We start from the raw sequence: 25,997 nt of genomic DNA on the forward strand, positions 1-25,997 counted from the left end.
GCGTATGGGCGGGACGCCGGAAGTCGGTTATGTGCTCAAGCGGCTCCGGCCGACCACGCCGGCCTTCGACAGGCTGAAGGACGAGAGCCGGCTGGAAGGCTACTGGATGCTGGTGCGCCTGGCGGATGGCTGGGCAAGCGGCCGCAACAAGTTCCTGAAGCGGGGCGAGGCGTTGTTCGGGGTGTGGCATGGCGCCGAACTTGCCGGTGTATGCGGGCTGAACATCGATCCCTATGTCGAGGGCAGGGACCAGGGCCGGGTGCGGCACCTGTTCGTCAGCGCGCCTCACCGCCGCGCCGGCCTCGGCCGCATGCTGGTCGAGACCGTCATCGATCGGGCACGCCGCCATTTCACCGCGTTGAACACCCGCGCGCCGCGGGACGCCTTCGGCTTTTATGAAAGGCTTGGCTTTCGGCGCGTGGAAGGCGAAGAATTCGTCACCCACCGCATGGTATTCGGGAAGGGGAACTGAAATGTCCTTGCGTCCGCCATCCCATCTTGCCGGCTCTTCGGCCGCTGAAGCGGCCTTCGACGCGCTTGGCCACGAAGTCCTGGCCGAAAAGGCGGCGGCACTCGGCCGTGCCGGCCAAAAGGTCGAGGAAACGCTGGCCAGGTTGCGCGACAATGCCGATGAGGAGTTGCGCCCCAAGCTTCTCAAGGAGGCCGCCGAGGCGGTGCACGGCTATTTCATCCAGCGCGAGCTGTGCGGCTTGCGCAAGCACGATGGCGTCATCCGCGAATACGACATCCCCAGGGCTGTGCTGGTCAGGCTCGGCGCCCGGTAGGCTCGGCCCACGACATTTGAGAGCCCGGCCACTAGGCAGCAATCGGGAATTCGACAGGGCCTTGAACCGTCACTCGAGCCACTTTGTGATGAACGTGCCGTTCTCGTGAATGTCGGTCGTTTCCAGCGGGCCCGGACCGAGATTGGTGAATTTGTGCGGCGTGTGGGGCGGCACGATGACGATCTGGCCGGCGGAAGCCTCGATTTCCTTGTCGCCCACGGTAAACAGGCCGGTGCCCTGGCGGATGATGAATATCTCCGCGTAGGGATGGGAGTGCAGCCGCGGGCCGCCGCCGACATCGGGCAGGTAGTTGAAGATCAGGCAGGAGTTGGAGCCGTAGGCGCCGCCTTGCAACTCGCCCTTCCAATGGTCGGACCGAACTGCCCATTCGTCGCGGTCTATGACGTGCGCCATGCGAAGGAGGATAGATCACACCGGCGCCCTGTGTCGAGGCAAGCTTGAGCCTTGGATTTTGCTGATATTTCCCGGTTGTTTAGCCGCCTTTTGCGGCCATTCGCCGTCCCGCCGGACAATAGGGGATTTTGTCCCCGCGACAATCTGCCCTTGTGCCTTGACCCGTCTGGACAAAAACGGGCTTCACGCATAAACCGAAGTCCAAATGCCGGAGGAATTCGCTAGCCTGTTCGCCATGCGCTGTCGGGTTGGCGTGATTGAGCGGGGAACAAGGCTCGGCCACCGGCGCGGAAGAGGCGAAAGGATCAGGCACCCGTGAGCGCAACCGACATCCACGATCCCAATCGTCGAGATTTTCTTTATGTCGCCACGGGCATGGCTGCCGTGGTCGGAGCCGGCGCCGTCGCCTGGCCTTTCATCGACCAGATGCGCCCCGATGCCTCGACGCTGGCGCTCGCCTCGGTGGAAGTCGATGTCGCCTCGCTGACGCCTGGCATGTCGCTGATCGTCAAGTGGCGCGGCAAGCCGGTCGTGGTGCGCAACCGCACCGAAAAGGAAATGAAGGACGGCGAGGCCGTCAACCTCTCCGATCTGAAGGATCCGATCGCCCGCAACGCCAACCTGCCGGCCGATGCGCCGGCGACCGACGCCAACCGCACCACGCCCGGCAAGGAAGCCTGGATGGTGATGGTTCAGGTCTGTACGCATCTGGGCTGCATCCCGCTCGGCCAGGAAGGCGATTTCGGCGGCTGGTTCTGCCCGTGCCATGGTTCGCAATACGACACCGCCGGCCGCATCCGCAAAGGTCCGGCACCGGAAAACATGGCTGTGCCGGTATTCAAATTCATTTCCGATACCAAGATCCTTATCGGTTGAGGCAGGGGATATTTCGATGAGCGAGGGACACTCGACCTATACGCCCAAGACCGGTATCGAACGCTGGTTCGATGCCCGCATGCCGCTGCCGCGGCTGGTCTACGACAGCTTCATCGCCTATCCGGTGCCGCGCAACCTCAACTATGCCTGGACCTTCGGCGGCATCCTGGCGATCATGCTGGTGGCGCAGATCCTGACCGGCATCGTGCTGGCCATGCACTACACGGCCGACACCAATCTCGCCTTCGGCTCCGTCGAAAAGATCATGCGCGACGTCAATTCCGGCTGGCTGTTGCGCTACCTGCATGCCAACGGCGCCTCGTTCTTCTTCGTCGCCGTCTACATCCATATCTTCCGCGGCCTTTATTACGGCTCCTACAAGGCGCCGCGCGAGCTGCTGTGGATCCTCGGCTGCATCATCTATCTGCTGATGATGGCGACCGGCTTCATGGGCTATGTGCTGCCATGGGGGCAGATGAGCTTCTGGGGCGCCACGGTCATCACCGGCTTCTTCAGCGCCATTCCGCTGGTCGGCGACTGGATCCAGCAGCTGCTGCTCGGCGGCTTTGCCGTCGACAACCCGACGCTGAACCGCTTCTTCGCGCTGCACTACCTCTTGCCGTTCATGATTGCGGGCGTCGTCGTGCTGCACGTCTGGGCACTGCATGTGGTGGGCCAGTCGAACCCGACCGGCATCGAGGTCAAGTCGAAGACCGACACCGTCGCCTTCACGCCCTACGCGACCATCAAGGACGCGTTCGGCATGATCGTGTTCCTATTCGTCTTCGCCTATTTCGTCTTCTACCTGCCGAACTATCTCGGCCATCCTGACAATTACACGGTGGCCAACCCGCTGAAGACCCCGGCCCATATCGTTCCGGAATGGTACTTCCTGCCGTTCTACGCGATCCTGCGCGCCATCACCTTCAACATCGGGCCGATCAATTCCAAGCTCGGCGGCGTGCTGTGCATGTTCGGCGCCATCGTCATGCTGTTCCTGGTGCCCTGGCTCGACACCTCCAAAGTGCGCTCGGCGGTCTACCGGCCCTGGTACAAGCTGTTCTTCTGGCTGTTCGTGGCCGATGCCATCCTGCTCGGCTGGCTGGGCTCGCAGCCGGCGGAAGGCAGCTATGTGTTCATGGCGCAGATGGCGACGCTGTTCTACTTCGCCTTCTTCCTGGTCGCGCTGCCGGTGCTTGGCCTGATCGAGACGCCGCGCAGGCTGCCGAACTCGATCACCGAGGCGGTGCTCGAAAAGAACAAGGGTGGCAGCGGGCATCCGGCGGGCGCCACGGCCGCGCCAGAGACCAAGGGCTGAGCGGTAGAGAATCTAAGGGGATTTGGCATGAAAAAGATTCTCACCTCGCTGGCGCTGGTCGGCCTTGTGGCTGCCGGCACCGCAGCCTTCGCGGCCGAAGAGGCGCACAATGCGGCGGCACCCACGCATTTCCCGATCAACGAGCCGAAGGAAATGAGCTGGAGCTTCACCGGCCCGTTCGGCACCTATGACAAGGCGCAGCTGCAGCGCGGCCTGAAGGTCTACAAGGAAGTCTGCTCGGCCTGCCATTCGATGAACCTGGTGGCGTTACGCACGCTGTCGGACCTCGGCTACAACGAAGCCCAGGTCAAGACGCTGGCCGCCCAATACACCATCCATGACGGCCCCAACGACGCCGGCGACATGTTCGACCGTCCCGGCAAGCCGTCCGACCATTTCCCGGCGCCGTTCGCCAATGAGGAAGCCGCGGCTGCCTCCAATGGTGGCGCTGCCCCGCCCGACATGTCGCTGCTGGCCAAGGCGCGCGGCGTCGAGCGCGGCTTTCCGCAGTTCGTCTTCGATATCTTCACCCAGTATGACGCGGGCGGCCCCGACTACATCCATTCGCTGCTGACCGGCTACGACCAGACGCCGCCGGCCGGAATGGTCATTCCCGAGGGCACGCACTACAACCCGTACTTCATGTCTGGCGTGTCGCTGAAGATGCCCAAGCCGCTCTCCGACGGCCAGGTGACCTATGATGACGGTTCGCCGCAGACGGTCGACCAGTATTCCCGCGACGTGGCTGCCTTCCTGACCTGGGCCGCCGAGCCGCACATGGAAGACCGCAAGAAGATGGGCTTCCGCGTGCTGGTGTTCCTGTTGCTCTTCGGCGCGCTGGTCTACCTGACCAAGCGCAAGGTGTGGGAAGGCGTGGCCCACTAAAGCCTGCCTAGCCAACGACAAAAAAAGGCGCCCGAAAGGCGCCTTTTTGCACTTCCGGCGACAGGCAGTGTCATATGACCGTCACCGCCAACAGCGATCCTGCGCCATTCCCACAAAAGGATCGCACCCATGAAGAAATACGCATCGCTGACTGCTGGTCTGCTGTTGCTGGTCATCGGCTCTGCCGCCCGGGCCGAAGACGCAAAACCCTTCGTCACAAACAAAGACATCGACCTGACGATGATCCTGCCGCCGCCACCGGCAAACGATTCGGCGCAGACCAAGGCCGAACTCGGCGAGGTGCTGACGCTGCAGGTGACACGCACGCCCGAGATGGTGGCCAGCGCCGTTGCCGACTCCGAGGAGAATGTCTGGCGCTTTGCCAATGTGATGGGGCCGAATTTCAACAAGGACAAGCTGCCGAAGTTCAGCGCCTTCTTCGATCGCGTGGTCGAGACCGAAGGCGCTGTCGTCGATCCGGCCAAGGATGTCTGGAAGCGCCCGCGTCCGCATCAGCTCAGCGACCTCGTCAAGCCTGTGGTCAAGTTGTCTAGCTCCGGCTCCTGGCCATCCGGCCACGCCACCGTCGGAACTATGATGGGCATCATCCTGGCCGACATGGTTCCGGAGAAGCGCGCCGAGATCATGGCGCGCGCCGCCGAATATGCCCACAACCGTGAGATTGGCGGTATCCACTATGCGTCCGACGTCGAGATGGGCAAGATTTCCGGCAGCGTCATTGCCGCTCTCCTGCTCAACCGGGACGACTTCAAGGCCGAATACGAAACGGCCAGGGCAGAGCTTCGTTCCGATCTCGGCATGTAACTTCGCCAGCAATCGGCTTCGATGCGAGGGGCGCTCCGGCGCCCCTTTTCTATTCACGGCCATGCTTTGCGGGAGTTCCGCAATTAGCCCGTTGGCAGGGCTGCATCGGATTGATATTCGAGGCATCGAAGGGCGGCGAATGCTGGCCTGTGATGGCCTGGGAAACGATGATGCGGCTTCGTGACTGTCATAACTTTTCCGATTTCCGCCGCATGGCGCAGCGAAGGCTGCCGGGACCGATCTTCGACTACATCGATGGCGCGGCCGACGACGAGGTCACCTATCGCCGCAACACTGAAAGCTTCGAGACCTGCGACCTCGTTCCCAACGTGCTGCGCGGGGTGAGCGAGATCGACATGTCGGTGACGGTGATGGGGCAGAAGCTGGCGATGCCGTTCTATTGCTCGCCGACCGCCCTGCAGCGGTTGTTCCACCATCAGGGCGAGCGCGCGGTGGCCAAGGCCGCCGCCAAATACGGCACCATGTTCGGTGTCTCTTCGCTTGGCACGGTCAGCCTCGAGGAGGCGCGCGGGATCAGTGTCAGTCCGCAGGTCTACCAGTTCTACTTCCACCGGGATCGCGGCCTCAACCGGGCGATGATGCAGCGGGCGAAGCAAGTTGGCGTCGAGGTGATGATGCTGACCGTCGACAGCATCACGGGGGGAAACCGCGAGCGCGACAAGCGCACCGGCTTTGCCATTCCCTTCAAGCTCAACCTCGCGGGGATGGCGCAGTTCGCGCTCAAGCCGGCCTGGGCGATCAATTATTTCACCCATGAGGGGTTCAAGCTGCCGCAGCTCGACGAACATGTCGACATGGGCGGCGGCACGATGTCGATCAGCCGCTATTTCACCGAAATGCTCGACCCGTCGATGACCTGGGACGATGTCGCCGAGATGGTCAGGCAGTGGTCGGGCCCGTTCTGCCTCAAGGGCATCATGTCGGTCGAGGACGCCAAACGCGCCGTCGAGATCGGCTGCAGTGGCATTGTGCTTTCCAATCATGGCGGCCGGCAGCTGGACGGCTCGCGGGCGGCATTCGACCAGTTGGCCGAGATCGTCGATGCCGTCGGCGACCGGATCGACGTCATCATGGATGGCGGCGTGCAGCGCGGCACGCATGTGCTGAAGGCGCTGTCGCTCGGCGCCAAGGCCGTCGGCATCGGCCGTTACTATCTGTTTCCGCTGGCGGCGGCCGGCCAGCCGGGTGTCGAACGGGCGCTTGAACAGATGCGGGTCGAGATCGAACGCGGCATGAAGCTGATGGGCTGCAGTTCGATCGGACAATTGTCGCGCGAGAACCTGCGCTTCCGGTGACCAGCAGAGCATCGGCGCGGACGATCACTGCGCCGGGCCAGGCCAATCCTTTGCCGGATGCGCTTGTCTCGGCCGCCACATCGCGCTAGCCGTTGTCGGTCGCGTCGGGCTACGATCAGCCTCCCGCGCGTTTCAAACCTGTCAGCTGGATCATCCGGAGCCGCCTCATGAAACCTTCGCTCGAAGACACGCTGCTGGCCGCGATCCGCACCATCCCGGATTATCCCAAGCCCGGCATCCTGTTTCGCGACATCACCACGCTGCTTGGCAATGCGCGCGCCTTCCGGCGCGCCATCGACGAACTGGTGCATCCCTATGCCGGCCAGAAGGTCGACAAGATCGCCGGCATCGAGGCGCGCGGCTTCATCCTGGGCGGCGCCGTCGCTCACCAGCTTTCAGCCGGCTTCGTGCCGATCCGCAAGAAGGGCAAGCTGCCTTTCGAGACGGTGCGCGTCGCCTACAGCCTGGAATACGGGCTGGACGAAATGGAGATGCACAAGGACGGCATTTCCCCGGGCGAAAAGGTGATCCTGGTCGACGACCTGATCGCCACCGGCGGCACGGCGGAAGCGGCGGTCAAGCTGCTGCGGCAGATCGGCGCCGATATCCTTGCCGCCTGCTTCGTCATCGACCTGCCCGATCTCGGCGGCCGCGCCAAGCTCGAAGCGCTCGGCGTGCCGGTGCGGACGCTGATCGGGTTCGAGGGACATTGAGGATCTCATCCTTGTCCCAGGGGAAGAAGGAAGAAGGGCAACGCTTTTACTCCACCTTCACCAGCACGGCGCTTTCAAACTCCAGCACCTTGTCGCCGGTCGAATCGAAAGCTTCCGCGCGCAGCGACAGCATTCGCCAGCCGGGGCGCGAGGCGATGGCGCGATGGGACAGCGCGGTGCGGCTGAAGGTGACGGTCTCGCCGGCATGGACAGGCTTCAGCCACTTCAGGTTCTTGAAGCCGGGCGAGGGGCCGAATTCCGGGACCGGGCCGGGGCCGTTCCAGCTGGCCCCCTCGGCATCCATGCTCGCTTCGAGGTTGAGCTTCATCCAGGTGGCGGCGGTGTGCCAGCCGGAGGCGCAAAGCCCGCCGAGCACGCTCTTCCTGGCGGCCTCCTCGTCGATATGGAAGATCTGCGGGTCGTATTTGCGGGCGAACGCCTTGATCGCCTCGGGCTCGAATGTGTGCGAGCCCAGCGTCATCGTGGTGCCGATGCGGAAGAATTCATCCAGGGTCATGCCTGATACCCCACGGCATCGCGCGTCAGGAACATGACGGAATTCTCAAGCTCGAAGACGCTTTCGCCGCGCTGGTTGATCAGTTCGCTGCGCATGGTGATGAAGCCGAGTTGCGGCTTCGATCGCGACAGGCGTTTGGCCAGGACAACCAAATTGCCTCTGAGCGTATCACCGGCCAGGACCGGTTTCTTCCATTTGACCTGGTCGACGCCGGGCGCGCCCTGGCAGGTGGAGTCCAAAAGGAAGGCATCACACAGCATGCGCATGAACATGGCGCAGGTGTGCCAGCCTGAGGCAGAGAGGCCGCCGAGGATGCTGGCCTTGCCGGCTTCCTCGTCGAGATGCATCGGCTGGGCATCGAATTCACTGGCGAACTCGATGATCTCGGCTGCGCTTACCTGTTTCGTGCCGAGGTCGAACGAGGCGCCCTCGACGAAATCCTCATAGGCCCATGTCTTTGCGCTCATGTCGGCAATCCGGTCAAATCCCAAGGATCGGGCAATCCGGATGCAGGCCGGCAGCGATTTGGTCAAGTCCTTTCTGGTGAGCCAGCCTGAGGCAGCCGGCGCCGGCTGCAGCGGTCAGAGCCAGCCGCGGCGGCGGAAATACCAGAAGGGCAGGATCGCCGACAGGATCATCAGGCCGATGGCGAAGGGATAGCCAAACTCCCATTTCAGCTCGGGAATGACGTCGAAATTCATGCCGTAGATCGAGGCGACCAGTGTCGGCGGCAGGAAGATGACGGCGGCGACCGAGAAGATCTTGATGATGGCGTTCTGCTCGATCGAGATCATGCCGAGCGTGGCGTCGAGCAGGAAGGAGATCTTCTGCGACAGGAAGGTGGCGTGGTCGGCGAGCGACAGCACATCGCGCGACAAGGTCTTGATGCGGGCGCGGACATCCTTGCTCATCTTGGTCTGGGTCGCGACATGGGCGAGGAAGCCGGCCAGGCGCTGCAGCGAGATCAGGCTGTCGCGCACGGACGAGGCGATATCTTCCTTGCGGCCGATGGCTTTCAGCAGTTCCTGGAAGTCGCGGTTGCGCTTCGACACCTTGGTCGAGCGCGCTTGGAAAATGTCGCGCGAAATCGTCTCGATATCGCGGCCGGCGCGTTCGAGGATGTCGGCGAGACGGTCGACGATTGCTTCCAGGAGGCCGATCAGGATGGTGTCGCCGCTGGTGCAGCCGGTCGCCACCTTCTCGGCGCGCAGCGGGAAGGTCTTGAAGGCCTTGGGTTCATGATAGCGAATGGTGATCAGCCTGTTGCCGGCAAGCGCGAAAGTGACCGGCGACATCAGGGGATCGTCGACCTCGGTCTGGGCAGGCAAAGTGGCGGTCATGAAGTAGGCGCCGTCCTCGATGTAGAGGCGGCTGGAAATCTCGATCTCCTCCATCTCCTCGCGGGTCGGGACGGCGACGCCGAGCCAGTTCTCGATGGTGGCCTCTTCTTCCTTGGTCGGACTGATCAGGTCGGCCCAGACGACCCTGTCGCCGTCGGCCAGCAGGTCGTCGACGACGCGCAGGCGATCATTGTCCACGACAAATGCCTTGATCATCGCCAGATCCCCCCTGCGAAGGTTCGTTCGGATTGCGCGTCGTGTCGGATTGCACGGCTCTTCGTCGCGTGCGCGACCGTGTGCCAGCCGCTTAGACCCGTGCCATGACAAAATCAAGACAAGCGGCGGGAGCCGGGCCGGGATCGGCCGCTCAGAAGAACTCGTCGAGCAGCCGACGCCAGGAAAGCTTCGCCGGCTCGGTTTCCGGCGGCCCGTACCGTTCGAGAGAAGGCTCTATCCAGCCCGAGCCGAGATTGTAGCGGATGCTCCGGCAGGCGAGCACCAGATCCCAGGCGTCAGGTATTGAACTTGAACAGCATGATGTCGCCGTCCTGGACGACATATTCCTTGCCTTCGTCTCGCGCCTTGCCGGCTTCCTTGGCCGCCACTTCGCCGCCCAGCGTGACGAAGTCGTTATAGGCGATGGTCTGGGCGCGGATGAAGCCGCGTTCGAAGTCGGTGTGGATGACGCCGGCGGCCTGCGGTGCCTTGTCGCCCTTGTGGATGGTCCAGGCGCGCGTCTCCTTCGGCCCGACGGTGAAATAGGTGATGAGATGCAAAAGCTCATAACCGGCGCGGATGACCTTGTTGAGGCCCGGCTCGTCGAGGCCGAGCGAGGACAGGAATTCCATCTCTTCCTCGTCGGAGAGCTGGGCGACTTCGGCCTCGATCGCGGCCGAGATCACCACCGTGCCCGCGCCCTGCGCGGCTGCCATCTTTTCCACCGCCCTGGTGTGCTCGTTGCCGGTCGCGGCATCGGCCTCCGCGACATTGCAGACATAGAGCACGGGGTGCGAGGTCAGCAGGTTCAGGCCCTGCAGGATGCGCAAATCTTCCGCCGAGATGCCCTTGAGCAATATACGGGTCGGCTTGCCGGCCTGCAGCAGCTCGAGCGCCGCCTCCATCATCGGCAGCACTGTCGTTGCTTCCTTGTCCTTGCTGCCGGCGCGCTTACGGATCTGGACGATGCGGCGCTCGAGGCTGTCGAGGTCGGCGAGCATCAGCTCGGTCTCGACGGTCTCGGCGTCGGCGACAGGGTCGATGCGGCCCTCGACATGGGTGATGTCGTCATCCTCGAAGCAGCGCAGCACATGCACGATGGCGTCGACCTCGCGGATGTTGGCGAGGAACTGGTTGCCCAGCCCTTCGCCCTTCGAGGCGCCGCGCACCAGGCCGGCAATGTCGACGAAGGAGATGCGGGTCGGGATGATCTCCTTGGACTTGCCGATGGCCGCGATCTTCTGCAGGCGCGGGTCGGGCACCGCCACCTCGCCGGTGTTCGGTTCGATGGTGCAGAACGGATAGTTGGCGGCCTGCGCCGCCGCCGTCCTGGTCAGCGCGTTGAAGAGCGTCGACTTGCCGACGTTGGGCAAGCCAACGATGCCGCATTTGAAACCCATTTTTGTCCAGTCCTATCGGGAAAAGCGAAATTTGATGAGGGCTATGGGCGATAGGGGTGATCAACGTCAAGCCCCGTAAGGCCGCATGCGTGCGCGCTCAGTCCTTGTTGCCGAAGAGTTTCTTCAGCATGGCGGCCATCGGGCCGGATTCCGGCAGTTTGGCGGGGGCCTGCTGCGGGCGTGCCTGGCGGATGTGGCTCTGTTGCTTGGGGGCTTGCTTCGACGCGGGCTTATCGAGTTCCAGAACCGTCTTGCCCTGGACGGCAAGGGCGGCCTTGTTCATGAAGCCGGATTCATCGCCCTTGACGATCATGGCGGCGTTGTCGGCGATCGCCTCGAGCAAGGGATCGAGCCATTCGCGGTCGGCCTTGGCGAAATCGCCGAGCACATGGTGCTGGACCATTTCCTTGACGCCGGGATGGCCGACGCCGATGCGCACGCGACGATAGGCGTTGCCGACGTGGCCGTCGATCGAGCGGATGCCGTTGTGGCCGCCGGCGCCGCCGCCGGTCTTGATGCGCAGCTTGCCTTCGGCAAGGTCGATCTCGTCATAGAAGACAGTGAGCGCGGAAAGCTCGAGCTTGTAGAAGCGCAGCGCCTCGCCGACCGACTGGCCGGACAGGTTCATGAAGGTCTGCGGCTTGATCAGGATGATCTTTTCGCCGGCAATCGTGCCCTCGGCGATCAGGCCCTGGAATTTCTTCGACCAGGGCGAAAAGGAATGGCGGCGGGCAATCGCGTCCGCCGCCATGAAGCCGACATTGTGCCGGTTATCTGCGTATTTCGCGCCCGGATTGCCGAGGCCTGCAAAGACAAGCATCGTCTGCTCCGGGCGGGAAAGAGTTACTTCTCTTCGGCGACAGGTGCCGCTTCAGGTTCAGCCACTTCGACCGTCTCTTCCGCCTCCGGCTTCATCGCCGAAGAACCGGCAATGGTCGCGATGGTGAAGTCGCGGTCGGAGATGACCGGCTTGACGCCGGCCGGCAGCTTGACCGCCGAGATGTGGATCGAGTCGCCGATGTTGGTGCCGGTGAGATCGATGGTGATGAATTCCGGGATCGCATTGGCCGGGCAGTGGAACTCGACTTCGTGGCGCACGATGTTGAGCACGCCGCCGCGCTTGATGCCGGGCGACTTGTCCTCATTGATGAAGTGGACAGGCACGTCGACATTGACTTCGGTGTCCTTGCCGATGCGCAGGAAGTCGACATGGACAGGGAAATCCTTGACCGGGTCGAGCTGGAAGTCCTTGGGCAGGACCTGGATCTTGTTGCCGTCGACATCGATCGTGGCGACCGTGGTCAGGAACCCGCCGCCGTGGATCTTGTAGTAGATGTCCTTGTAGGTGAGAGCGATCGCCAGGGGAGGCTGCTTGTCACCATAGATTACTGCAGGCACTTTACCGTTGCGGCGAACTGCACGGGCGGACCCCTTACCGACCTGTTCGCGCGCTTCGGCCTTGAGCTCGTAAGTATCGTGGCTCATGGCTTTTCCTTTCGCGTGTTATGGAGCGTTTGCGGAGGGCAAATTGCCCAAGCCGAAAACGTCGAAAGCCGCCAGACCTCGATGTCCGAATGAGGGCGCCCGCTTTGAGACGGAGCTTTGTTCGGGATCACAAGGGAAGGCAGCCTTCCACCGCGTTGCCTCCAAGGGTGTCTACGCGGGTGGCGGCTCTATAGCGGAAGGTGGCGAGAGGCGCAAGCGGTCGGGCTGGAAGGTATGAAGGGCAGTTCGCCGCAGCATTCCCTATAGCAGAATCGAGAGCCCTATAGCAGAATCGAGAGCCTGTGGGTAATTCCCCGCAACTCCTCATGCTCGAAATTTCGTTTCGTGCCAGCCTGGGCACGAGAGGCGAACTAAGGAGTATTTCAATGCCGTGCGAGCGCAGTCAAGCCGCGCCGAGGCACTCAAGCTTCAGCCGGTGGCTACCGATCGCCGCTCAACGCATCGCGCAGCGCCTGGATTTGCCGGTTCAGCGCATCGAGCTCCGCCAGCGTCATGCCCGAGCGCTCGATCAAGGTCTCGTTGAGGCAGTTGCACTGGACGAGCAGCGCGCGCCCGGCCGATGTCAGGTCGACCTGGACCTGGCGCTCGTCGGCCTGGCTGCGCTGGCGGGTGACCAACCCGGCGTGTTCCATGCGCTTCACCAGGGGGGTGACGGTGCTCGATTCCAAAGCAAGCCGATGGGCGACCCTGCCGACCGACATGCCGTCGGTCTCGCCCAGCGCGTTGAGCACGAGATATTGCGGATAGGTGATCCCCATCTCGTCCAGCATCGGCTTGTAGGTGCGGTTGATCGCCATCGAGGTGGCGTAGAGCGTGAAGCAGAGCTGGTTGTCCAAGGGGAGAGGCACGACGCGTTCCTTGTTTGCCGACGTAGGAATTTAATACCATGAAAAATGATATCGCGATACATATTTCTGTAGACAAGGGTTTAGGGCTGCGCTAGCGATATAAATATCGCGATATTGTTTATCGCGAAAAACAATCAAAGGAGATTGAGATGGCTTTGCAGACAAAATCCGGTTCCGGCAGCGGCACGATCACCACCAAGGACGGCACGCAGATTTTCTACAAGGACTGGGGAACCGGTCAGCCCGTCGTCTTCCATCATGGCTGGCCGTTGAGCAGCGACGACTGGGACGCACAGATGCTGTTCTTCCTGGCACAGGGCTACCGCGTCATTGCCCATGACCGGCGTGGCCATGGCCGCTCGACGCAGACGGATACCGGCAACGAGATGGACACCTACGCCGCCGATGTCGCTGAACTGGCCGCGCATCTCGACCTCAAGAACGCCATCCATGTCGGCCATTCGACCGGCGGCGGCGAGGTGGCGCGCTATGTCGCGAAGTACGGCTCAGGTGGCCGCGTCGCCAAGGCGGTGCTGATCGGCGCGGTGCCGCCGATCATGCTCAAGACGGCTGCCAATCCCGGCGGCTTGCCGATCGAGGTCTTTGACGGTTTCCGCTCCGGCGTCGCAGCCAACCGCGCCCAGCTTTACCGGGATGTCCCGGCCGGCCCGTTCTATGGCTTCAACCGTCCGGACGCGGCAGTATCGGAAGGCGTCATCGACAATTGGTGGCGCCAGGGCATGATGGGCGGCACCAAGGCGCATTACGATTGCATCAAGGCTTTCTCGGAAACCGACTTCACCGAGGATCTGAAGGCGATCGACGTTCCGGTGCTGGTCATGCATGGCGATGACGACCAGATCGTCCCGATCGCCGACTCGGCGCTGCTGTCGATCAAACTGCTCAAGAAGGGCGAGCTCAAGGTCTACAAGGGTTTCCCGCACGGCATGGCGACAACCCACGCCGATGTCATCAACGCCGACCTGCTGGCCTTCTTCAAGGCTTGAGTTCTCCAAGAAAAAAGAGGCACCCGCCATTTGGCGGGTGCTTTTCCGTATCCGTTCAGGGGCAGCCGAAGCTAGGCTGCTGCCGGCGCCTTCCGGGCTTCCTTCATGTTGGGCAGGAACACCGTCAGCAGGCCCAGGAACGGCAAATACGAGCAGATCTGGAAGACGAAATCGATGCCCTTCATGTCGGCGACGACGCCGAGCACGGCCGCCGCGATGCCGCCCATGCCGAAGGCGAAGCCGAAGAAGATGCCGGCAATCATGCCGACGCGGCCCGGCACCAGTTCCTGGGCGAAGACGACGATGTTGGAGAAGGCCGACGACAGGATGAGGCCGATCAGCACGGTGAGCACCATCGTCCATTCCAGATTGGCGTAGGGCAGCGCCAGCGTGAAGGGCAGCACGCCGACGATCGAGAACCAGATCATCGCCTTCTGTCCGTAGCGGTCGCCGAACGGGCCGCCGAGCAGGATGCCCAGCGCCGAGGCGCCAAGGAACAGGAACAGCATCACTTGGCTCATCTGCACCGACACCCCGAATTTATGGATGGAGTAGAAGGTGTAGTAGCTGGCAAGGCTGGCGATGTAGGCGTTCTTGCTCAGCACCAGCAGCGTCAGCACGACCAGCGCGCTCATGACCTTGCGGCGCGGGAAGGGCGAGGCGAAGCTTGCCGCCTTGCGGGTGCCTTGTGCGGCGCGCAAGCGGCTGTACCAGCCGCCGACCTGCCACAAAACGACGATGCCGATCAGCGAGCCGACCGCGAACCAGGCGATGCTGGTCTGGCCGAACGGCACGACGATGAAAGCTGCCAGCAGCGGCCCCATCGACTGGCCGAAATTGCCGCCGACCTGGAACAGCGACTGCGCCAGGCCAAACCGGCCGCCCGAGGCGAAACGCGCGATGCGCGAGGATTCGGGATGGAAGATCGCCGAGCCGATGCCGATTAATGAGGCACCGATCAGCAGCAGATAATAGTGCCCGGCGTAGGCCAGCACGACCAGGCCAATCAGCGACGAGGCCATGCCGTAGGGCAGGGAATAGGGCATCGGCCGCTTGTCGGTGATCATGCCGATCACCGGCTGCAGCAAGGACGCCGTCACCTGGAAGGTGAAGGTCAGCAGGCCGATCTGCCAGAAATCGAGGCCGTAATTCTGTTTCAGAAGCGGATAAATGGCCGATAGCAGCGACTGCATGATGTCGTTGATGCAATGGCAGAAGCTCACCGCCAGGATGACGGTGAAGGCCGTCGCCTGGGCTGAGGCGTGACTGGCGGTCGATGGTGACGCGACGCTGGCGGCTGTCGTATCGGTCAAGGCAGGCTCCGTGGTCTTTTTGGCGGGCACGCCCGCGGGCAATCTGGCGGACGCTCCCGCGGCCGCCTCAGGGATGGTTGCCTTATAAGCCGCTTGCCGCGCTACTTCTTTCGTGGTTTGGTCCAATAGTTTCGCAAGTGGGCCATACAAGATGCCGCATGGCAGGGAAATCTTCCGCGCCGGCAATGCCGATCTCGGCCAGTTGCACCGGAGCCGCTGGCAATGGCTGGAGGAAGTCGCCGGGCCGGCGGTGGCGTTGCCGACCGAATATCCCGACGGCTACCACGTGCCGCAACACCGCCACAGGCGCAGCCAGTTGCTGCACGCGCTGGTCGGCGTCGTGCTGGTGACGACGCGGCATGGGCGCTGGATGGTGCCGCCAGACCACGCGATGTGGATTCCGGCCGGCATCGAACATTCCGTCGAGATGCTGGGCGATGTCTCGATGCGCTCGGTCTATGTCATGCCGGGCGCGATCCCGGGGCTGCCGGAGGGCTTGCGCGTCGTCGGCGTCACCGCGTTGATGCACAGCCTGATCGTGGAATCGGAGAAGCTGCCGCAAGGCGGCGAGTTGGAAGGACGCGGCGGGTTGATCATGAAGCTGTTGCTGCATGAGATTCCGACCTTGCCGGAACGGCCGCTCGGCCTGCCATTCCCGTCCGATGCGAGGCTGGCGGCGCTGTGCCGCCGCTTCGTCGCTGCACCTTCGCCGCATGCGACGATCGACGAATGGGCTGACGCCGCCGGCATGAGCCGGCGCTCCTTCACGCGCGCCTTCCAGCGCCAGACCGGCCTGTCGCTGTCGACATGGCGCCAGCAGGCCTGCCTGTTCGCGGCGCTGCCGCGGCTCGCCGATGGCGAGCCGATCACCCGGGTGGCGCTCGATCTCGGCTATGACAGCGTGCCGGCCTTCATCACCATGTTCAAGCGCATGCTGGGCTCGTCGCCGCGCGGCTATATGCGCGGCGCGCGAGACAACAGCGAAGGCATGCGGCGAGCCCCGCCTCGCCTTGAGGCCCCGGCGCCATAGTAAGCAATGCCGGAGCGCATTAACGCCTAGTCCATCTGAACGCCGCTCGCCTTGACGATCGGCTCCCATTTGGCGAGTTCAGCCTTCACATGCGTTGCCTGCTCTTCCGGAGTGGAGGCCACGATCGAGGCGCTGAGTTGGCCCATGCGCGCAATCACATCGGGATCCTGAAGCGCCTTGGCCGCTGCCTTGTGCAAAACCTCGATCACGTCCGCGGGGTGCCCGCGGGCGCGAACAGGGCGTTCCAGCTGTAGGTTTCATAGCCAGGAATGGTTTCGGCAATTGCCGGGACGTCAGGGAAGGAGGGAACGCGCTCCTTGGTGGTGACGCCCAGAGCTCGCAGCGTCCCGCCCTTGATATGCCCCGATGAAGACGGAAGGTTGTCGAACATCATCGGCACCTGATTGGCGATGACATCGTTCAGGGCCGGCCCGGCGCCCTTATAGGGTATGTGCTACGTGCTCACGCCGGCCATCTTCTTGAAAAGCTCTCCCGAGAGATGCAGCGGGGTGCCGTTGCTCGATGAAGCGTAGGCGTATTTGCAAGGGTCCTTCTTCAACAGGTCGATCGCGGGGCGCCGCAGACAAGAGCTGACAGTAAGGGGGGCCGCTCCGCCCGGCCGACGTTTCGTCGATCGCGGGGTTAGTCGAACAGGCTCGACACCGATTCCTCGGTCGCCGTGCGCGAGATCGCCTCGCCCATCAGGTCGGCGATCGAGATGACGCGGATGTTGGGGGCGTCGAGCACGCCTTGCGTCGGCTGGATGGAATCGGTGATCACCAGCTCCTGCAGCTTCGAGCCGCTGATGCGGGCGACAGCGCCCCCCGACAGCACGCCATGGGTGATATAGGCGGTGACGCTGGTGGCGCCGTTGGCCAAGAGTGCATCGGCGGCATTGCACAGCGTGCCGCCGGAATCGACGATGTCGTCGATCAGCAGGCAATCCTTGCCGGCGACCGCGCCGATGATGTTCATGACTTCCGATTCGCCCGGGCGCTCACGGCGCTTGTCGACGATGGCGAGCTGCGCGTCGAAGCGCTTGGCCAGCGCACGTGCCCGCACCACGCCGCCAATGTCGGGCGACACAACCACGACATTGCCGAGCTGCTTGTATTTCGCCTTCACGTCGCGGGCCATCACCGGCACGGAAAACAGGTTGTCGGTCGGGATGTCGAAGAAGCCCTGGATCTGGCCGGCATGCAGGTCGAGCGTCAGAACGCGGTCGACGCCGGCGCGGGTGATCATGTTGGCGACCAGCTTGGCCGAGATCGGCGTGCGGCCCGACGCCCGGCGGTCCTGCCTGGCATAGCCGAAATAGGGAATCACCGCCGTGATGCGCTTGGCCGAGGAGCGCATGAAGGCGTCGATCATGATGAGCAGCTCCATCAAATGATCGTTGGTCGGGAACGAGGTCGACTGCAGGATGAAGACATCCTCGCCGCGCACGTTTTCCTGGATTTCGACGAAGATTTCCTGGTCGGCGAAGCGCCTGACAGTGGCCTTGCCCAGCGGGATGTTGAGATAGCGGGCGACCGCTTCGGCCAGCACCCTGTTGGAATTGCCCGCGAAGAGTTTCATGCACCGTTCCTGGTGGAGGATGGGAAGGCCTGACAGACTCTCCCGGACCTTTTAATCGGGCTTTTAGCGGCCCGCGCTGGTATTGCAAGCGCCGAGATCGGGAATCCGCCGGCTAAGCTGAAGAAAGGTTCGTGCCATCGCGGAGAGGCAACACTCAAGCAGGCCTTGCTAGCCAGCCTTGCCACCCAGGAACGCCGCGAACTGGTCGATGGTCTGGTCGGCGATCGACTGCATGGTGGCCGGCGAGACGCCCTTCCAGCTGTCGCCGCCCGCGCCGGCGCCAGAAGGCGCCTTCATCTGGCCGTTGATGCGGTGCAGGCGGTTGCCTGAGGGGTCGTAGACGTCCCAGACATAGATGACGGTGGTGTCCTTGCCCTCCGAAATCGCCGAGAAATAACCCTTCAGCACATGGGTCGCGGTCTGGTCGGCGCTGCCGGCGAGCGTAATTCCACGCTGCCTGGCGCGCGTCTGCAGTTCCGCCGTCAGCGGGGTCGCGGCCTCGACCGAAGCGCCGACGATCGGCGCGATCTGCAGCCGGGTCTTCGACAGGATGGCAGCACTTTGCGCCGAGGTGAGCGGCGTGGTGGTGGTTGCAGCAGTGCTCGTGGTGGCGGCAGGCGCGGTGGGTGACGTTGCGGCAACGGTGGCCGTCGTGCCGCCCTGGGCTCCCGGCGCAGGCTGCGCCGAGGCCGCCGGCGGCGTGATGGCGGATGGTTCGAGAACGTCCTTTGCGTTGGTGCAGGCAGCCAGAGCCAATGCCACAAGCAATGACACGGTCGTCACATGCGATCGTCTCATTTGCCTTCTAACTCCTTGGCGAAGAACGCCTCCCATTATGGATTCACTGTACGATCAAGTCGAGATCATGGCGGGAAAGCGGCTTCGGCTGGGATTCGGTGGTCAGGTAGGTGCGGCCAAGCGTCATTGCCGTGTCGGTCTCGGAATCCATGATGATCATGTGGGCAAACAGCGTCATGTGCGGCGCGATCGGCTCGGGATTGCCCTGGTAGAACATAGGCATGTCCATCCAGGACGGGGTGAAGCGGGCGCCGACGGAATAGCCGCAGGCGTTCAGCCGGTGTTTGGTCAGGCCGTGCGCCTCCATGGTGCGGGCGTGGGCGTCGAAGACGTCGCCGAACGTATTGCCCGGCGTCATTGCCTTTTCCACGGCGAGAAGGGCGGCACGCGCGGCATCGAACAGCTCCTGATGGCGCTTCGACACCTTGCCGGTCAGCACGGTGCGCATCATCGGCGCGTGATAGTGATGGAAGACACCGGCCCATTCGAGTGTCAGCTGGTCGTTCTTGGTGAGCTTGCGGCGGCCGGCCTTGTAGCGGCACAGCAGCGCATCGACGCCCGAACCGATGATGAACTCGTTGGCCGGATAGTCGCCGCCGCCGGCAAAGACCGCGCCCTGCATGGCGGCCAGGATCAGCGCCTCGTCGCCGCCCTGCTTGATCAGCGGCAGTGCCGCGTCCAGCGCGTCGTCGGAGAGGTTGGCGGCTTTCTCGGCCTTGGCGATCTCGGCCGGGCTCTTGAACAGGCGCAGCCGGCCGACAATGCCGGACGCGTCGGCGATCTGGCCGAAGGTCTGCAACTGCTCGTCAAGCCGGCGGCCATTATAGGCGGTGAGGCCATGGGTGTCGTATTCGACCCCAATGCGCGCGCCAAGCAGGTCGAGGTCGTTGAGCAGATTGCGCAGGTCGACCGCCGGGTTGGCACCGTTGCGGTCGGTCCACAGCACGATGTTGTCGATGATCGAGGTGTGGCGCGCCTGGCGCAGGTCGGCCGAGCGTGTCAAAAGCACCATCGAGCCGTCGGCCTTCACCACCAGGCACTGGAAGAAGCAGAAGCCGAAGGTGTCGTAGCCGGTCAGCCAGTACATGCTTTCCTGCGCGAACAGCAGGATGGCGTCGAGCTTCTTCTCGGCCATCTCGATCATCAGCCGGTCGCGCCGCGCGTCAAATTCCGATCGTTCAAAATGCAGCGCCATTATTCACTCTCCAAAACGATGGCCGAAACCTGCCGGCCGTAATCGGGTTCCTTGCGGTGCGTGGTGCGCCGATAGGAGTAAAACAAATCTTCCTCGGCATAGGTGCAGCGGCCGAGGCCCTCGGCGGTCACGCCGGCCCTGATGAGCCGATCGACCGTGTAGCGGTTGAGGTCGAACATGGCATGGCCTGATGTGGCGGAGGGCGCGAAATAGCCGATGTTCTCCGCGTCGGCCTCGACGAAGCGGGCAACGAATTCCGGCCCGACTTCATAATTGGCGGGGCCGATCGAGGGGCCGAGCACGGCGACGATGTTTTCGCGCCGGGCGCCCAGGCTTTCCATGGCTGCAACTGTGTTCTCCAGCACGCCCGTAAAAGCGCCTTTCCAGCCGGCATGCGCCGCACCGATGATGCGCGCGCCGGAATCGGCAAACAGCACCGGGCCACAGTCGGCGGTCGAGGCGCCGATGGCGATGCCCGGGCGGTCGGTGACGATGGCATCGGCCTTGGGCCGTTCGCCGGCAAAGGGTTCCCTGGCGACGATGACGTCGGGCGAATGGACCTGCCATGCGGTCAGCAGATGGCTTGCCGGCACGCCCATCCAGGCGGCGACACGGGCGCGATTCTCGGCCACCAGCGCCTTGTCGTCATCCGACCCGGTGCCGATGTTGAGGCCCTGATAGATGCCGGTCGAGACGCCGCCCGTGCGGGTGAAATAGCCATGGCGAATGCCTTGTGCCTGCGCCTTGTCCAGCAGCGGCGACCGAACGGGATCCGGTTTGGTCTGATTCAGCATGCGGGCGTTGTTGTCCGTGTGGGCGGTTTCGTCAAGAAAAAGTCCGGAAGCGAGGCGGCCGGCGGTTCGGCCGCTCTTTTACCGGACGGGAGATTGGGAGGGGCAGCGGTGAAAAGTCAATCCGCCGTCGCAAAGGGCCGGATCGACACACCGCGCGGCAGGACGGCAAGCACCTTGAACAGTTCGCCCATGGCCTGCGGTCCGGCGAGACGCTCGACATCGCCGGTGATCTTGTCGCGGGCCGCCTGGTCGCCATCGGCGCCAAGCCGGCCGGCGCGCTCGAGAATGCCCATGCCGAGCAGGAAATCGCCCTGCGTCGACAGATGCGCATCGAGACCATGCGCGCGTACGGTGGCGGCAAGGGCGGCGAAATCGACATGCGAGGTGAGATCGGCCTCGCCGGGATTGGCCAGCACATCTTCGTGATCGTGCCGGCGCAGGGCCTGGAGCGTGTCGCCGACACCCGGCTGGAGATGGCCATAGTCTAGAAACAGCCCAGCGCCGCCGTTTCGGGCAATGCGCCCGGCAATGGCGGCCATCAGGGCGGTGCGAGCCGGTGCCACTTCGACGATCGCGCCTTGCGGCGCTTCAGCGGCGTCGAGGGGCAATAGGGTCGAGTCAATCGAGCCGGCGCCAGCGAAGAAGCGCAGCTCGTCCTCGCCGTCGAGGCCGACCATGCGCTCGCGCCAGCCGGCGCCGGCGCGGACGAACTGGCGGATCGGCACGGCGTCGAACAATTCATTGCCGACGATGAGTAGCGGCTGATCGGACAGGGTCTCGATGGTCTCGTGCCAGCCAATCGCGAAAGGCGTCGCGCCCAGCGTCTGCTTCTGGATTTCAGTCAGGCGCGGGCTGGTCTCGATCATGGCGAAGGCGGCGCCGTTGGCCAGGGCCGGGTCGAGCCGCGACAGGGTGCGCAGCATGTCCTTCATCAGCGTGCCGCGGCCCGGGCCGATCTCGGCGATGATGACCGGCATCGGCCGGCCAATCGCTGCCCAAGCCTGATAAAGCCAGACGGCGACGAGTTCGCCGAACATCTGGCTGATTTCCGGCGCGGTGACGAAGTCGCCGGCGGCGCCGAACGGCTCGCGTGTCGTGTAGTAGCCGTCCGCGAGGTCGAACAGGCACATCGCCATGTACTCGTTGACCGGAAGGGGGCCGAGCGCCTCGATCAGGTCGGCGATGCGGGTCTTCAGCCGCGTCATGTCGCCTGCGGCTGCGATTGCGTCACCGGCTTGGCGGTCGCCATCGCCCAGATGCCGGCCAGCACCATCGGCGTCGACAGGATCATGCCCATGGTCAGCCAGTTGGTGCCGAGGAGGTAGCCGAGCTGCTGGTCGGGCTCGCGGAAGAACTCGACTGATATGCGCGACAGGCCATAGCCGCAGATGAAGGCGCCGCCGACGAAGCGCGGCGTCTTCAGCTTGAGGCGCGAATGGGTGAGGATGCGCAGGACCAGGAACAGAACCAGGCCCTCGAGCAGGGCCTCGTAGAGCTGGCTCGGATGGCGGGTGAACGGCCCGCCATTGGGGAATTCCATTGCCCAGGGTACGTCCGTCGGCCGGCCCCAGAGCTCGGAATTGATGAAGTTGGCGACGCGCACCAGGCCGAGCCCAACCGGCACGCCGGCGGCCACGACATCGAACAGCGACCAGGTGCGGATACCGCGCTTGATGGAAAACAGCGTCATGGCGAGGATGACGCCGAGCAGGCCGCCATGGAACGACATGCCGCCTTGCCAGACGGCGAAGATGTCGAGCGGATGCGCGATGTAGCGCGCCAGATCATAGAACAGCACATAGCCGATGCGGCCGCCGAGCACGACGCCGATGGCCGCCCAGACGATGAAATCGTCGAGGTCCTCCGGCTTCATCGGCAGGATGCCGTCGGGCCAAAGCTTCGGGTTGGCGGCGAGCCGCTTGGCATACCACCAGGCAAACAGGATGCCGACGATGTAGCCGACGCCGTACCAGTGCACCGCCAGCGGCCCGATCTGGATGAGGATCGGGTTGATGTTGGGGAAGGGCAACGAGGCCAGCGGCAGCAGGAAATATTCGTTCAACGGGGAGCTCTCGGTTGCGGTCGCGTTCGGACGCGGACCATGCGGCAGGGTTTTGGCAGGGTCAAGGCAAGCCGGCCGCCGTCAGGGGTCGCGACGGATCGCCATTGCGAGCCATCGCGCCATAGGTGGTGAGTTCAACCCTTGGCGGCCACCCACTGCCGTAATGCGTCGTTGATCCTGTCCTGCCAGCCGGGGCCATCTTCCTGGAAATGGTCGAGCACGGCCCGGTCGATGCGGATCGAGACAAGCTCGCGAACATTCGGGGCGGTCGAGGGTTCGCGAATGGGCGCTGCCGGCTTCTTGACCGGCTTGAAGGCCGCTTCGGCGGCTGCGAACGGATTTGTCGGTCGGCGCGGGGGCGTTGCCATTGGGTGACCTGATTGGAGCGTGCTGCGGCACTGCGTGATGACCACACAGTAGGCGATTTGGCATCCTCAAGTACAGCTTGGGGCCATTTGAAAGCTTGGCATAGGCATGGCATCGCCATGCGCCATAGCAACGCAGAGGCCGCACCAGCCCTCAACGTTCTTGCATTCGGCGCTCCGCGCCACTACGTCATTTCGAGCAAAGCGAGGATTTGCCATGTCGACCGGACCGAACCGCATTCTCGATGAATTCGCCAAGCTGATGACTGATGCAGCGGGTGCCGCGCAGGGCGTGCGCCGCGAGGTCGAGACCGCCTTCAAGGGCCAGGCGGAGCGCATCCTCAATTCGATGGACGTGGTGCAGCGCGAGGAATTCGAGGCCGCGCGCGAGATGGCCGCCAAGGCCCGGGACGAGAATGCCAGGCTTGCCGCCCGCATCGAGGCGCTCGAGGCGAAGCTCGCCGAACTCGCCGGCGATGCCGCACCGGCGGCGGCGAAGCCCCGCGCAAAAAAATAATCGTTAAACTTTTCCACATAGTCCGATCCTGAAAATCGCTTTGCCGTGAATCGCTTAACGGCATTGCATGAATCTTTGTGACAGCGCCTTTCCACATGCGAATGACGCAGTGCGAAAAATTGGGCTGTTCACGCGACTCCCGATCAATAGACTGAATTTGTTGCATGATTCGGAGCAGGGTCATGCGGCCGGGCGGTGGGGTCCGGTCTAGGGTCTTTGCGTCGAGAAGTCCTGGCCGTCCGAGTTCTAGATCAGATTGTTCGTTGTGTGTGCCCTCCCGCGGAGCGTGTGGCGGCGCTCCTCAGAACGACAGGAAGCATTCCATGGAACTTCTCGAACTCGAATTCTCCCGCGAAATCCATCCGGTGGATGTTATCGAGCAGGTGGCCCACAACAATGACTGGTCCTTCGAACGGGCCGGCGACGATGAAATTTCGATCTCGGTCGCAGGCAGTTGGACCGACTATCACGTCTCCTTCTCTTGGATGGAGGATTTCGAGGCGCTGCATCTGGCCTGCGCCTTCGACATCAAGGTGCCGGAGACCCGCGCGCTGGAAGTGATGCGGCTGTTGTCGCTGATCAACGAACAGATGCTGTTCGGCCATTTCGACCTCTGGGAGCAGGAAGGCGCGATCATGTTCCGCCAGTCACTGCTTTTGGCCGGCGGGGTCGAGCCGTCGAGCCAGCAGGTCGAGGTGCTTTTGTCCTCTGCGCTGGAAGCCTGCGAATGCTATTTCCAGGCGTTCCAGTTCGTCGTCTGGTCGGGAACCTCGGCCAAGGACGCGCTGGCCGGCGTGCTGTTCGAGACCTACGGCAACGCCTGAGTCGCACTAGATGAGTTCAAGCACCACGCGAAAGCCCGAAATCAGCTTCGCCGATTTCGATCGTGTCGACATCCGTGCCGGCACGATCATCGAAGCCGAGCCGTTCCCCGAGGCGCGCAAGCCGGCATTCAAGCTGAAGATCGATTTCGGGCCCGACATCGGCATCAAGAAATCATCGGCGCAGATCACCAAATACTATGCGCCCGAAACGCTGGTTGGCCGGCAGGTGTTCGCGGTCATTAATTTCCCGCCGCGCCAGATCGGCCCGTTCATGTCGGAAGTGCTGACGCTCGGTTTTCCCGACGATGAGGGTTCCGTGGTGCTCGGCGCCATCGAGCGCAAGGTGCCGGACGGCGGGCGGCTGTTTTAGGGCTCGCAGATTCTTCACCGCAGTGCACGCTTGCAGGTCACGGAACGGATCCTCGGGTCTGCGCGCCGGCTTCGCCGACGCTCGGCCCGTGGATGATGAAAGAAGGATCACGCCGCCAGCTTGCGCGTCCTGCCGAGCGCTTCCTCGACCGTGTCGAGGAACATCTCGGCGCAAGCCTTCCAGCTGTAGCGCATGGCGCGTTCCCGCGCCTGGCCGCGATCGACCTCGAGGGCGGCGAGCGCGGCCTCGCGCAGATCGTTCGACACCGCGCCGCCAAAGCCGTCGCCGACAATGTCGATCGGTCCGGTCACCGGATAGGCAGCGACTGGTGTGCCGCTGGCCAGCGCTTCGATGATGACGTTGCCGAAGGTGTCGGTGCGGCTGGGGAAGACGAAGACATCGGCCGAGGCATAGATCTCCGCCAGTTCGTCATTGGGACGATGGCCGAGGAAATGCGCGTTGGAGTAGCGGGCCTTCAGCTTGGCAAGCTCCGGTCCCTCGCCGACGATCACCTTGCTGCCGGGCAGATCAAGGTCGAGGAAGGCGGAGAGGTTCTTCTCGATGGCGACGCGGCCGACGCAGAGGAAGACCGGGCCGGGGAAGCCGAGCTCCTTGCGCTTGTCCGGATGGAAATGCTCGGTGTCGACCCCGCGCGTCCAGGGCCTCAGCTTGTTGAAGCCGCGCGCCGAAAGGTCGTCGGCGAGCGACTGGGTGGCGACCAGCGTGCCCTGGCCGGAATTGTGGAAGTCGCGCAGCCAGCGATAGGCCCAGCTTTCCGGCACCGGCAGGCGCGCGCTGAGATATTCGGGAAAGCGCGTATGATAGCTGGTGGTGAACGGCCGGCCGGCATTGCGGCAATAGCGCCGCGCCATGATGCCCAGCGGTCCTTCGGTGACGATGTGGATATGGTCGGCCTTGTAGGCGTCGATCAGGCGCGCGACATGGCCTGGTGTGGTCAGCGCCAACCTGATGTCGGGGTAGGTCGGCAGGGGGAGCGTGCGAAAGATGTTGGGTGTCAGAAAATCCACCGCGACGTTGAAGGATTTCAGCGTTTCGGTGAGCCGCTCCAGCGTGTGGACGACGCCGTTGACTTGCGGGCGCCAGGCGTCGGTGACCATCAATATGCGCATGGCGGCCCTTTGCTGGAAAGGTCGACGGTTGCCTTGAGACGATGCCGGAACGGCG

30 protein-coding genes and 1 pseudogene are annotated in these 25,997 nt (G+C 63.5%); 13 read left to right on the forward strand and 18 right to left on the reverse strand.

Annotation, left to right across the window (positions count from 1 at the left end; all coding sequences use genetic code 11):
- Window positions 1-4: 4 nt before the first annotated feature.
- Window positions 5-472, forward strand: a complete 468-nt coding sequence (locus FJ546_RS08895) for a GNAT family N-acetyltransferase (protein ID WP_140888994.1) — start codon at window positions 5-7, stop codon at window positions 470-472.
- A gap of 1 nt (window position 473) precedes the next feature.
- On the forward strand, window positions 474-785 hold the full coding sequence (locus FJ546_RS08900; RefSeq protein WP_140888995.1) for a DUF6665 family protein: 312 nt from the start codon (window positions 474-476) through the stop codon (window positions 783-785).
- 69 nt (window positions 786-854) lie between these two features.
- On the opposite strand, the gene FJ546_RS08905 is transcribed toward FJ546_RS08900, so the two are convergent.
- Window positions 855-1,199, reverse strand: coding sequence for a cupin domain-containing protein (locus FJ546_RS08905; protein WP_140888996.1), 345 nt, complete (start codon window positions 1,197-1,199; stop codon window positions 855-857).
- 315 nt (window positions 1,200-1,514) lie between these two features.
- Between FJ546_RS08905 and petA the strand changes: the two genes are divergently transcribed.
- The 6 genes from petA to FJ546_RS08935 all read left to right on the forward strand — a co-directional run bounded on the left by petA (window position 1,515) and on the right by FJ546_RS08935 (window position 7,132).
- Complete coding sequence (petA, locus tag FJ546_RS08910) at window positions 1,515-2,075, forward strand: ubiquinol-cytochrome c reductase iron-sulfur subunit (RefSeq protein ID WP_010911121.1); 561 nt, start codon at window positions 1,515-1,517, stop codon at window positions 2,073-2,075.
- 16 nt (window positions 2,076-2,091) lie between these two features.
- Entirely contained in the window at window positions 2,092-3,393 is a 1,302-nt protein-coding gene (locus FJ546_RS08915) for a cytochrome b N-terminal domain-containing protein (RefSeq protein WP_140888997.1), read from the forward strand.
- Between the two features lie 27 nt (window positions 3,394-3,420).
- Window positions 3,421-4,278, forward strand: coding sequence for a cytochrome c1 (locus tag FJ546_RS08920; protein ID WP_140888998.1), 858 nt, complete (start codon window positions 3,421-3,423; stop codon window positions 4,276-4,278).
- Window positions 4,279-4,407: 129 nt separating this feature from the next.
- Window positions 4,408-5,103, forward strand: a complete 696-nt coding sequence (locus tag FJ546_RS08925) for a phosphatase PAP2 family protein (protein WP_140888999.1) — start codon at window positions 4,408-4,410, stop codon at window positions 5,101-5,103.
- A 170-nt stretch (window positions 5,104-5,273) separates the two neighbouring features.
- Window positions 5,274-6,419 (forward strand): alpha-hydroxy acid oxidase, encoded by a 1,146-nt coding sequence (locus FJ546_RS08930; protein ID WP_181167874.1) that lies wholly within the window; start codon window positions 5,274-5,276, stop codon window positions 6,417-6,419.
- A gap of 167 nt (window positions 6,420-6,586) precedes the next feature.
- Window positions 6,587-7,132 carry an adenine phosphoribosyltransferase gene (locus FJ546_RS08935; RefSeq protein ID WP_027047299.1) on the forward strand — a complete coding sequence of 182 codons (546 nt, stop codon included), beginning with the start codon at window positions 6,587-6,589 and terminating at the stop codon, window positions 7,130-7,132.
- A 46-nt stretch (window positions 7,133-7,178) separates the two neighbouring features.
- Here FJ546_RS08935 and FJ546_RS08940 read toward each other — a convergent pair whose 3' ends face one another.
- The 7 genes from FJ546_RS08940 to FJ546_RS08975 all read right to left on the reverse strand — a co-directional run bounded on the left by FJ546_RS08940 (window position 7,179) and on the right by FJ546_RS08975 (window position 12,959).
- Window positions 7,179-7,649: a MaoC family dehydratase gene (locus FJ546_RS08940; RefSeq protein ID WP_140889000.1), complete on the reverse strand. Its 471-nt coding sequence runs from the start codon at window positions 7,647-7,649 to the stop codon at window positions 7,179-7,181.
- Complete coding sequence (locus FJ546_RS08945) at window positions 7,646-8,116, reverse strand: MaoC family dehydratase (RefSeq protein WP_140889001.1); 471 nt, start codon at window positions 8,114-8,116, stop codon at window positions 7,646-7,648. The genes FJ546_RS08940 and FJ546_RS08945 overlap by 4 nt, the downstream gene beginning before the upstream one ends.
- Before the next feature lie 114 nt (window positions 8,117-8,230).
- Complete coding sequence (gene corA / locus FJ546_RS08950) at window positions 8,231-9,205, reverse strand: magnesium/cobalt transporter CorA (RefSeq protein ID WP_140889002.1); 975 nt, start codon at window positions 9,203-9,205, stop codon at window positions 8,231-8,233.
- Window positions 9,206-9,501: 296 nt separating this feature from the next.
- A complete protein-coding gene (ychF, locus tag FJ546_RS08960) occupies window positions 9,502-10,605 on the reverse strand; it encodes a redox-regulated ATPase YchF (RefSeq protein WP_019860664.1) in 1,104 nt (367 codons plus the stop codon).
- Between the two features lie 97 nt (window positions 10,606-10,702).
- Complete coding sequence (gene pth / locus FJ546_RS08965) at window positions 10,703-11,425, reverse strand: aminoacyl-tRNA hydrolase (protein WP_140889003.1); 723 nt, start codon at window positions 11,423-11,425, stop codon at window positions 10,703-10,705.
- 23 nt (window positions 11,426-11,448) lie between these two features.
- Window positions 11,449-12,090, reverse strand: coding sequence for a 50S ribosomal protein L25/general stress protein Ctc (locus FJ546_RS08970; protein ID WP_140889004.1), 642 nt, complete (start codon window positions 12,088-12,090; stop codon window positions 11,449-11,451).
- A gap of 440 nt (window positions 12,091-12,530) precedes the next feature.
- Window positions 12,531-12,959 carry a MarR family transcriptional regulator gene (locus FJ546_RS08975; RefSeq protein ID WP_140889005.1) on the reverse strand — a complete coding sequence of 143 codons (429 nt, stop codon included), beginning with the start codon at window positions 12,957-12,959 and terminating at the stop codon, window positions 12,531-12,533.
- A 149-nt stretch (window positions 12,960-13,108) separates the two neighbouring features.
- Between FJ546_RS08975 and FJ546_RS08980 the strand changes: the two genes are divergently transcribed.
- Entirely contained in the window at window positions 13,109-13,966 is an 858-nt protein-coding gene (locus FJ546_RS08980) for an alpha/beta hydrolase (RefSeq protein ID WP_140889006.1), read from the forward strand.
- A gap of 71 nt (window positions 13,967-14,037) precedes the next feature.
- On the opposite strand, the gene FJ546_RS08985 is transcribed toward FJ546_RS08980, so the two are convergent.
- Complete coding sequence (locus tag FJ546_RS08985; protein WP_181167875.1) at window positions 14,038-15,279, reverse strand: MFS transporter; 1,242 nt, start codon at window positions 15,277-15,279, stop codon at window positions 14,038-14,040.
- 151 nt (window positions 15,280-15,430) lie between these two features.
- On the opposite strand from FJ546_RS08985, the gene FJ546_RS08990 reads away from it, so the two are divergent.
- Window positions 15,431-16,309 (forward strand): helix-turn-helix transcriptional regulator, encoded by an 879-nt coding sequence (locus FJ546_RS08990; protein WP_140889008.1) that lies wholly within the window; start codon window positions 15,431-15,433, stop codon window positions 16,307-16,309.
- 26 nt (window positions 16,310-16,335) lie between these two features.
- Here FJ546_RS08990 and FJ546_RS08995 read toward each other — a convergent pair.
- The 8 genes and pseudogenes from FJ546_RS08995 to FJ546_RS09030 all read right to left on the reverse strand — a co-directional run.
- Window positions 16,336-16,877: pseudogene (locus tag FJ546_RS08995) on the reverse strand (tripartite tricarboxylate transporter substrate-binding protein); the annotation flags it as partial.
- Window positions 16,878-16,951: 74 nt separating this feature from the next.
- Window positions 16,952-17,887 carry a ribose-phosphate pyrophosphokinase gene (locus FJ546_RS09000; protein WP_010911102.1) on the reverse strand — a complete coding sequence of 312 codons (936 nt, stop codon included), beginning with the start codon at window positions 17,885-17,887 and terminating at the stop codon, window positions 16,952-16,954.
- Between the two features lie 168 nt (window positions 17,888-18,055).
- Window positions 18,056-18,685, reverse strand: a complete 630-nt coding sequence (locus FJ546_RS09005) for a hypothetical protein (protein WP_140889009.1) — start codon at window positions 18,683-18,685, stop codon at window positions 18,056-18,058.
- A 43-nt stretch (window positions 18,686-18,728) separates the two neighbouring features.
- Window positions 18,729-19,880, reverse strand: coding sequence for a Xaa-Pro peptidase family protein (locus FJ546_RS09010; RefSeq protein WP_140889010.1), 1,152 nt, complete (start codon window positions 19,878-19,880; stop codon window positions 18,729-18,731).
- Window positions 19,880-20,674: a peptidoglycan editing factor PgeF gene (gene pgeF, locus FJ546_RS09015; protein WP_140889011.1), complete on the reverse strand. Its 795-nt coding sequence runs from the start codon at window positions 20,672-20,674 to the stop codon at window positions 19,880-19,882. Before pgeF ends, FJ546_RS09010 begins: the two co-directional genes overlap by 1 nt.
- A gap of 116 nt (window positions 20,675-20,790) precedes the next feature.
- On the reverse strand, window positions 20,791-21,879 hold the full coding sequence (locus FJ546_RS09020) for a class I SAM-dependent methyltransferase (protein WP_140889012.1): 1,089 nt from the start codon (window positions 21,877-21,879) through the stop codon (window positions 20,791-20,793).
- Window positions 21,876-22,736 (reverse strand): prolipoprotein diacylglyceryl transferase, encoded by an 861-nt coding sequence (gene lgt, locus FJ546_RS09025; RefSeq protein ID WP_140889013.1) that lies wholly within the window; start codon window positions 22,734-22,736, stop codon window positions 21,876-21,878. Before lgt ends, FJ546_RS09020 begins: the two co-directional genes overlap by 4 nt.
- Before the next feature lie 134 nt (window positions 22,737-22,870).
- Entirely contained in the window at window positions 22,871-23,104 is a 234-nt protein-coding gene (locus tag FJ546_RS09030) for a BrnA antitoxin family protein (protein WP_095773542.1), read from the reverse strand.
- 214 nt (window positions 23,105-23,318) lie between these two features.
- Between FJ546_RS09030 and FJ546_RS09035 the strand changes: the two genes are divergently transcribed.
- The 3 genes from FJ546_RS09035 to FJ546_RS09045 all read left to right on the forward strand — a co-directional run bounded on the left by FJ546_RS09035 (window position 23,319) and on the right by FJ546_RS09045 (window position 24,812).
- Window positions 23,319-23,618 (forward strand): accessory factor UbiK family protein, encoded by a 300-nt coding sequence (locus FJ546_RS09035; protein ID WP_140889014.1) that lies wholly within the window; start codon window positions 23,319-23,321, stop codon window positions 23,616-23,618.
- 323 nt (window positions 23,619-23,941) lie between these two features.
- Window positions 23,942-24,442 (forward strand): YbjN domain-containing protein, encoded by a 501-nt coding sequence (locus FJ546_RS09040; protein WP_013893499.1) that lies wholly within the window; start codon window positions 23,942-23,944, stop codon window positions 24,440-24,442.
- Between the two features lie 10 nt (window positions 24,443-24,452).
- Window positions 24,453-24,812: a tRNA-binding protein gene (locus FJ546_RS09045; RefSeq protein WP_140889015.1), complete on the forward strand. Its 360-nt coding sequence runs from the start codon at window positions 24,453-24,455 to the stop codon at window positions 24,810-24,812.
- A 107-nt stretch (window positions 24,813-24,919) separates the two neighbouring features.
- On the opposite strand, the gene FJ546_RS09050 is transcribed toward FJ546_RS09045, so the two are convergent.
- Window positions 24,920-25,942, reverse strand: a complete 1,023-nt coding sequence (locus FJ546_RS09050; RefSeq protein ID WP_140889016.1) for a glycosyltransferase family 1 protein — start codon at window positions 25,940-25,942, stop codon at window positions 24,920-24,922.
- Between the last annotated feature and the right edge of the window lie 55 nt (window positions 25,943-25,997).

Source organism: Mesorhizobium sp. B2-4-19, from assembly GCF_006441315.1.
In the GTDB taxonomy this organism is placed as follows: Bacteria; Pseudomonadota; Alphaproteobacteria; order Rhizobiales; family Rhizobiaceae; genus Mesorhizobium.